The organism is Halogranum gelatinilyticum, assembly GCF_900103715.1.
In the GTDB taxonomy this organism is placed as follows: Archaea; Halobacteriota; Halobacteria; order Halobacteriales; family Haloferacaceae; genus Halogranum; species Halogranum gelatinilyticum.
Genome location: NZ_FNHL01000010.1, coordinates 25,139 through 31,194, shown reverse-complemented (window position 1 = coordinate 31,194; position 6,056 = coordinate 25,139). Strand labels below are relative to the sequence as shown.

4 protein-coding genes and 1 pseudogene are annotated in these 6,056 nt (G+C 64.0%); all 5 read right to left on the bottom strand.

Features of this window, described 5'->3' with window-relative positions:
• Positions 1–178: pseudogene (locus BLR57_RS19820) on the bottom strand (RNA-guided endonuclease InsQ/TnpB family protein); the annotation flags it as partial.
• A 188-nt stretch (positions 179–366) separates the two neighbouring features.
• Positions 367–2,517 carry a dipeptide ABC transporter ATP-binding protein gene (locus BLR57_RS18810; RefSeq protein ID WP_089700291.1) on the bottom strand — a complete coding sequence of 717 codons (2,151 nt, stop codon included), beginning with the start codon at positions 2,515–2,517 and terminating at the stop codon, positions 367–369.
• On the bottom strand, positions 2,514–3,395 hold the full coding sequence (locus tag BLR57_RS18805; RefSeq protein ID WP_089700304.1) for an ABC transporter permease: 882 nt from the start codon (positions 3,393–3,395) through the stop codon (positions 2,514–2,516). The genes BLR57_RS18810 and BLR57_RS18805 overlap by 4 nt, the downstream gene beginning before the upstream one ends.
• Positions 3,395–4,354, bottom strand: a complete 960-nt coding sequence (locus tag BLR57_RS18800) for an ABC transporter permease (protein WP_089700288.1) — start codon at positions 4,352–4,354, stop codon at positions 3,395–3,397. Before BLR57_RS18800 ends, BLR57_RS18805 begins: the two co-directional genes overlap by 1 nt.
• Positions 4,355–4,369: 15 nt before the next feature.
• Positions 4,370–6,025: an ABC transporter substrate-binding protein gene (locus BLR57_RS18795; protein ID WP_089700287.1), complete on the bottom strand. Its 1,656-nt coding sequence runs from the start codon at positions 6,023–6,025 to the stop codon at positions 4,370–4,372.
• Between the last annotated feature and the right edge of the window lie 31 nt (positions 6,026–6,056).

Below are 6,056 nucleotides of genomic sequence, written 5' to 3'. Positions count from 1 at the left end.
CGTAGAGGGCTTTCTCGGCTTTCTGTTTCGAGGTGACGCAGTAGTCGTTCGGGTGTCTCCACGCCCACTCTGCGGTGGTGTTCGCACAGTGGAGGAACTGGTCTTTGGTCTGATGGAGGTCGTCGCACCGCTCGTCGGGTATGTCGAGTTTGACTTTGACGGTGCGAATCACCTCCATCGGTACTTCACATATTAGAGTGTTTCTTTATAATGTATACGATTGTCGTGTGGGAGTCGGACTGTATCGCTCGTGGGTGGTGAAGGGGACTGTCGGATTCCTCCCACGAGTAAACTCGTGGGCTTCCTCCTCGAATCTCTGTGAGAACAGCGACGGCGACGAGTGAAACTGGGGTGCCTCTGAAGCGTTCAGTCGCCGTGCTGTGGCTCCGCGGACTGCGCGGACTGCGTGCGGCTCTCGGAGTCGCTCATCTCCTCGACGGAGAGATGACATGAGAGATAGTGGCCCGAGCCGGCCTCCTTCTCTTCGAGGTCGGGTTCGACCGTCTCACACTCCTCGCCGATCTTCTTCGGACAGCGCGTCTGGAACGCACAGCCCGACGGCGGGTCGATGGGACTCGGGACGCTGCCTTCGAGGAAGATGCGTTCGGACGTCCGGGTCGGGTCGGCGTGCGGGACGGCCGAGAGCAAGCTCTCGGTGTAGGGGTGGAACGGCGTGTCGAACACCTGGTCGATGGTCCCGAACTCGACGATTTTGCCGAGATACATCACGGCGAGGCGGTCACAGATGTGCCGCACGACGCCGATGTTGTGGGAGATGAACAGATACGAGATGCCGAACTCGTCCTGGATCTCGTTGAGCAGGTTGAGAATCTGTGCCTGCACGCTCACGTCGAGCGCCGAGACCGGCTCGTCGCAGACGATGAGCTTCGGTTCGACGGCGAGCGCGTGCGCGATGGCGATACGCTGCTGTTGGCCCCCGGAGAACTCGTGGGGATACTTCTTGGCCGCAGACGCCGACAGGCCGACGCGTTCGAGCAGGTCGCCCACCCGTTCGCGTTTCTCCTCGCCCGTCGCGATGTTGTGTTTCTCCATCGCGCGGCCGATGATCTGGCCGACGGTCTTCCGTGGGTTGAGCGAGCTGTGAGGGTCCTGGAAAACCATCTGCATCTCGCGACGCAGACTGCGGACCTCGCTGTCGCCCATCTCGTGCATCGGCTGGCCGTCGAAGTAGACCTCCCCGCCCGTCGGCTCGAGCAACTTCAGTGCCGTGCGGGCGACCGTCGACTTGCCGCAGCCCGACTCGCCGACGAGACCGACCGTCTCGCCCTCGTAGATGTCGAAGCTGATGCCGTCGACGGCCTTCACCTCTCGCCGTTCGAGTTTGGGCAACCCGCCGTTGCCCCGCGTGATTGAGAGGTTCCCGAAGACGCCGTCGCCAGCAGGGAAGTACTTCTCGAGGTTCCGCACCTCGAACAGTGGCTGTCCGCTGCGGTCGACCGCTTTGGCCTCGCGCTCGATGTCGTCGGGGACGTAGCCCTGGCTCAGGTCGAGTTCGTCGCTGCGGATGCAGGCCGCTCGCGACGAGCCGTCGCCAGCGGGTTCGAGTGCCGGGTCGCCGCCGGTACGGCACTCCTCGATGGCGTGCTCACAGCGCGGCGCGAAGTTACAGCCCGTCGGCAACTCCTCTAAGTCGGGCATCGACCCCGCGAGCGTCGGCAGCTCGTCGTACGCCGTGTCCGTCTGCGGGATGGAGTCGATGAGTCCGCGCGTGTACGGGTGCTGTGGCCGGCGGAACAGTTCGTGCATCTCCGCGGTCTCGACGAGGTTGCCCGCGTACATCACGCCGACCGTGTCGCAGGTCTGGGCGACGACGCCGAGGTTGTGGGTGATCATCAGAATCCCCATCCCCTTCTCCTCCTGTAACTCGTTGAGCAGGTCGAGAATCTTCGCCTGCGTGGTCACGTCGAGTGCGGTCGTTGGCTCGTCGGCGATGATGAGGTCCGGCTCGCAGGACAGCCCGATGGCGATGAGGACGCGCTGACGCATCCCGCCGGAGAACTCGTGGGGGTAGTCGTCCACGCGCTCTGCGGCGTCCGGGATGCCGACTTCGGTCATCGCCTCGATGGCCTGTGTTCTGGCCTCCTCGCGCTCCATGCCCTGGTGGTGGACGATGGTCTCGATAATCTGCTCGCCTACGGTGAGCACCGGGTTGAGCGAGGACATCGGGTCCTGTGGGACGAGGGCGATCTTGTTGCCACGAACCCGCTGAATCTGCTTCTCGGAGTAGTCGAGCAGGTTCTCGCCCTCGAAGATGACCTCGCCGCCGGCGATCTCGCCGGGGCTGTCGATGAGCTGGAGCAGCGAGCGTGCGGTGACGCTCTTGCCCGCGCCGGACTCGCCGACCAGTCCCATCGTCTCGCCCGCGTCGAGCGAGAACGAGACGTCGTTGGCGGCGACGACGGTGCCGTTCTCGGTGCGGAACTGGGTCCGGAGGTTCCGGACCTCCAGCAGGGGTGAACTCGAACTGGGTTCGGTGTCGGGTGTAGTCGTGCTCATTCTATCGCATCCACCTTCGGGTCGAGGACGTCACGGAGACCGTCACCGAGCATGTTGAAGCCGATGACGGTGATTGCGATGGCGAGGCCGGGGAAGATGACCATCCACGGCGCGGTCTGCATGAAGCCGCGGCCGGTGTTGATCATCAGCCCCCACGAGGGCGTCGGCGGCTGCGCGCCGAGCCCGAGGAACGACAGGCTCGCTTCGGCGAGCATCGCGAAGGCGATGTTGAGCGACCCCTGGACGAGCAGCGGTGCCGTCGTGTTGGGCAACACCTCGCTGAAGACGATGCGGCCGCTGCTCTCCCCGCGGGCGATGGCGGACTCCACGTACGACTCGTTCGTCTCCGAGAGCGTCGCACTCCGTCCGACACGCGCGATATACGGCGTGTAGACGAATGCCAACGCGAGGATGACGTTGTTCAACTCGGGACCGAGGACGACGAGCAGCGTCAACGCGAGTAAGATGGGCGGGAACGACATCATCGCGTCCATCAACCGCATCAGTAACTCGTCGACCAACCCGCCGTAGTAGCCGGAGACCACCCCGATGACGGTCCCCGCGGCGAGTGCAACGCCGATGGCACCGAAGCCGACGCGCAGGGAGATACGGCTCCCCATGACGACGCGGCTGAAAATGTCGCGGCCGAGGTCGTCGGTGCCGAACGGATGGTCGACGGACGGTGCCTCCGAACGGTCCTCGATAGAGGTCTTGTCGATGGGGTACGGTGCGAGCACCGGCGCGAAGATGGCGACGAGGACGAGCAGAACGACGATGACCAGACCGATCATGGCCTTCGTGTTGTTGCGGAACTTCCGCACGAACCGCTCGAAGCGCTCCTTGCGAGCGTCCGAGATGGAGAACGTCGACGTCGACATCATTCGTCACCCCCGTAGCGGATACGCGGATCGAAGTAGCCGTACAGCAAGTCGGCGGTGAGGTTCGAGAGCATGTAGATGAGCGCGACGACGATGATGCAGCCCTGCAGGAGCGGGATGTCCCGGCTCTGAATCGCCGTGAGCGTCAGCCGGCCGATACCGGGCCAGAAGAACACCTCTTCCAGCACGACGACGCCGCCGAAGGCGTAGCTGAACTGGAAGGCGACGACCGTGATGACCGGGATGATGGCGTTCTGCAGCGCGTGTTTCAGCACGATGACGCGCTGGGTCATTCCCTTGGCACGGGCGAGGTTAATGTACTCCTCGCTCAGCACTTCGAGCATCGACGAGCGCGTCATCCGCATGATGTACGCCGTGAGCGCGAAGCCCATCGACGACGCAGGCAGGACGAGATGCGTGAGCGTCGCTACCGGGTCCTCGGAGGGCGGAACGTACCCACCCGTCGGGAATAGGCCGAACCAGACGGCGAAGACGAGGATGAACACCAGCCCCCAGAGGAAGATGGGGATGGAGATGCCGATGAAGCCGAACATCGACGCCAGTAGGTCCGGCAGCTCGTTCTGCTTGACCGCCGAGATGACACCCAGCGGGATGGCGAAGAACACGGCGATGGCGGTCGCCGCCGTCGCGAGCAGCAGCGAGCGACCGAGCTTCTCGGCGATGAGCGTAGCCACAGGCTCGCCGAATCGCAGCGACGTGCCCATATCACCCTGCACGAGACCGACGATCCAGTCGATATACTGGATGTAGAGCGGCTGGTCCAAGCCGAGCTGTGACTGGAGTGCCTGAATCGACTGGTCGGTGGCGTTCGGCCCGAGGATGAGCAACGCTACGTTGCCCGGCAGGATGTTCGTGACCGCGAACGTGATGACGGTCACGAACAGCAGGGTCAACAGCATGAACCCCAGCCGTCTGGCCAGATAGTTGTACATAGACATGTGAGAGCCTCCGGATTACTCGAGGTAGTTGTCTCTGAAGCGGAGCGTCGAGCCGTCCGGCGCGCCGATCCGGCCCTTGTAGTCCGTCGACGAACCGTAGAGGTTCGGCTGCCACCAGAGCAGCAGATGGCCTGCGCGCTCCTCCTGCAGGATCTCGGTCGCCTCGTGGTAGAGTTCCGCACGCTGCTCTTCGTCGTAGAGGCGGCGGGCCTCCTCGACGAGTTCGTTGTACTCCTCGTTCTCCCAGCCGGTGAAGAAGAACGCACCGTTCGGATGCAGGAACTTGTAGAACGACACGTCGGGGTAGTAGAGCGCGAGGTAGCTCGACGTGGTCGCCTGGAAGTTCTGGTTGGTGTAGACGTCCGAGAGCCACGTACTCCACGTAATCTGCTGGATGTTCATCGTGATCCCGGCGTCGGAGGCCTGGTCGGCGATGACCTTCGCGCCCTGGACCTGCGTCGGGTAGGACTGCGGAATCTTGAACGAGACCTCGAAGCCGTCGGGCATCCCGGCCTTCTCCAGATGCTCCTGGGCCTTGTCGAGGTCGCGCGGCCGCGGCTCGACGTCCTCGTTGACCCACGGGCTGCCGGGGGCGGCGGGTGACGCCGTCGCCTGACCCGTGCCGTAGAGGGCGGCCTCGGTGATCTGTTCCTTGTCGAGCGCGTAGTCCAGGGCGAGCCGAGCGTCCTTGTTGTCGAACGGCTCCTCGTTACAGTTCAGCCCGAGGTAGACGAGCGCCTTGGGGAACTGCGTCTCGAAGCGGACCGACGAGTCGTTCTGCACCGACTGGACGTCCTTCGGCGGGATGCCGTTGATGAAGTCGTACTCGCCGGCGCGGAACGACTGCAGGCGGACGCTCGGGTCCGTGATCTCGCTCTTGACGATCTTGTCGAGGAACGGGCCGTCTTCCTCGTCCTGGTCCCAGTAGTCCTCGTACTTCTCCATCGTGAACGAGGTCTCGATCTCGCGGCTCGCGAACTGGTAGGGACCGGTCCCGATGGGTTCGGTGATCTTGTCTTCCTGTGCCTGCTCCTCGGGGAGGACGTGCATCTCGGAGGTCGCCATCCGGGCGAGGAACGGCGCGAACGGCTCCGAGAGGTTGATGACGAACTCGTAGTCGCCGGGAGCCTCCATGGAGTCGACGAAGTCGAAAAAGCCGGTGGCGAGATACTCGCCGTTGGCGATGCGCTCGAAGGACGCGAGCACGTCGGCGGAGGTCATCTCCTTACCGTTGTGGAACGTCACGCCCTCTTCGAGCGTGAACGTCAGCGTCGTGTTGTCCTCGGAAGTCGTCCACTCCTTCGCGAGATGCGGGTTCAGCGAGTAGTCGAAGTCGAGCTGGATGAGCGGCTCGGTGATGTTCTCCAGGACGCGACTCGACGCCGCGGCACTGTCGAGATGCGGGTCGAGGCCCTGCACCGGGACCGCACCGCCCCACTGGAGCGTGCCGCCCGAGGAGGCCTCGCCGGACGAGCCGGACTCGGTACTCCCGCCGTCACCACTGCCGCCGTCGCCGGACGTCTCGGTATCACTGCCGCCGTCGCCACCCGTACAGCCCGCGAGGGCGACCGGCACACCCGCCGCCGTCGCGGCCAGGAACTTCCGGCGGTCGAGCGTCGGCGCGCCACTAGAATCCGTCTCACTGCTACTGCTATTGCTATCCCGTGACATACAGACACGGTTCTGGTAATCAGCAATAAAA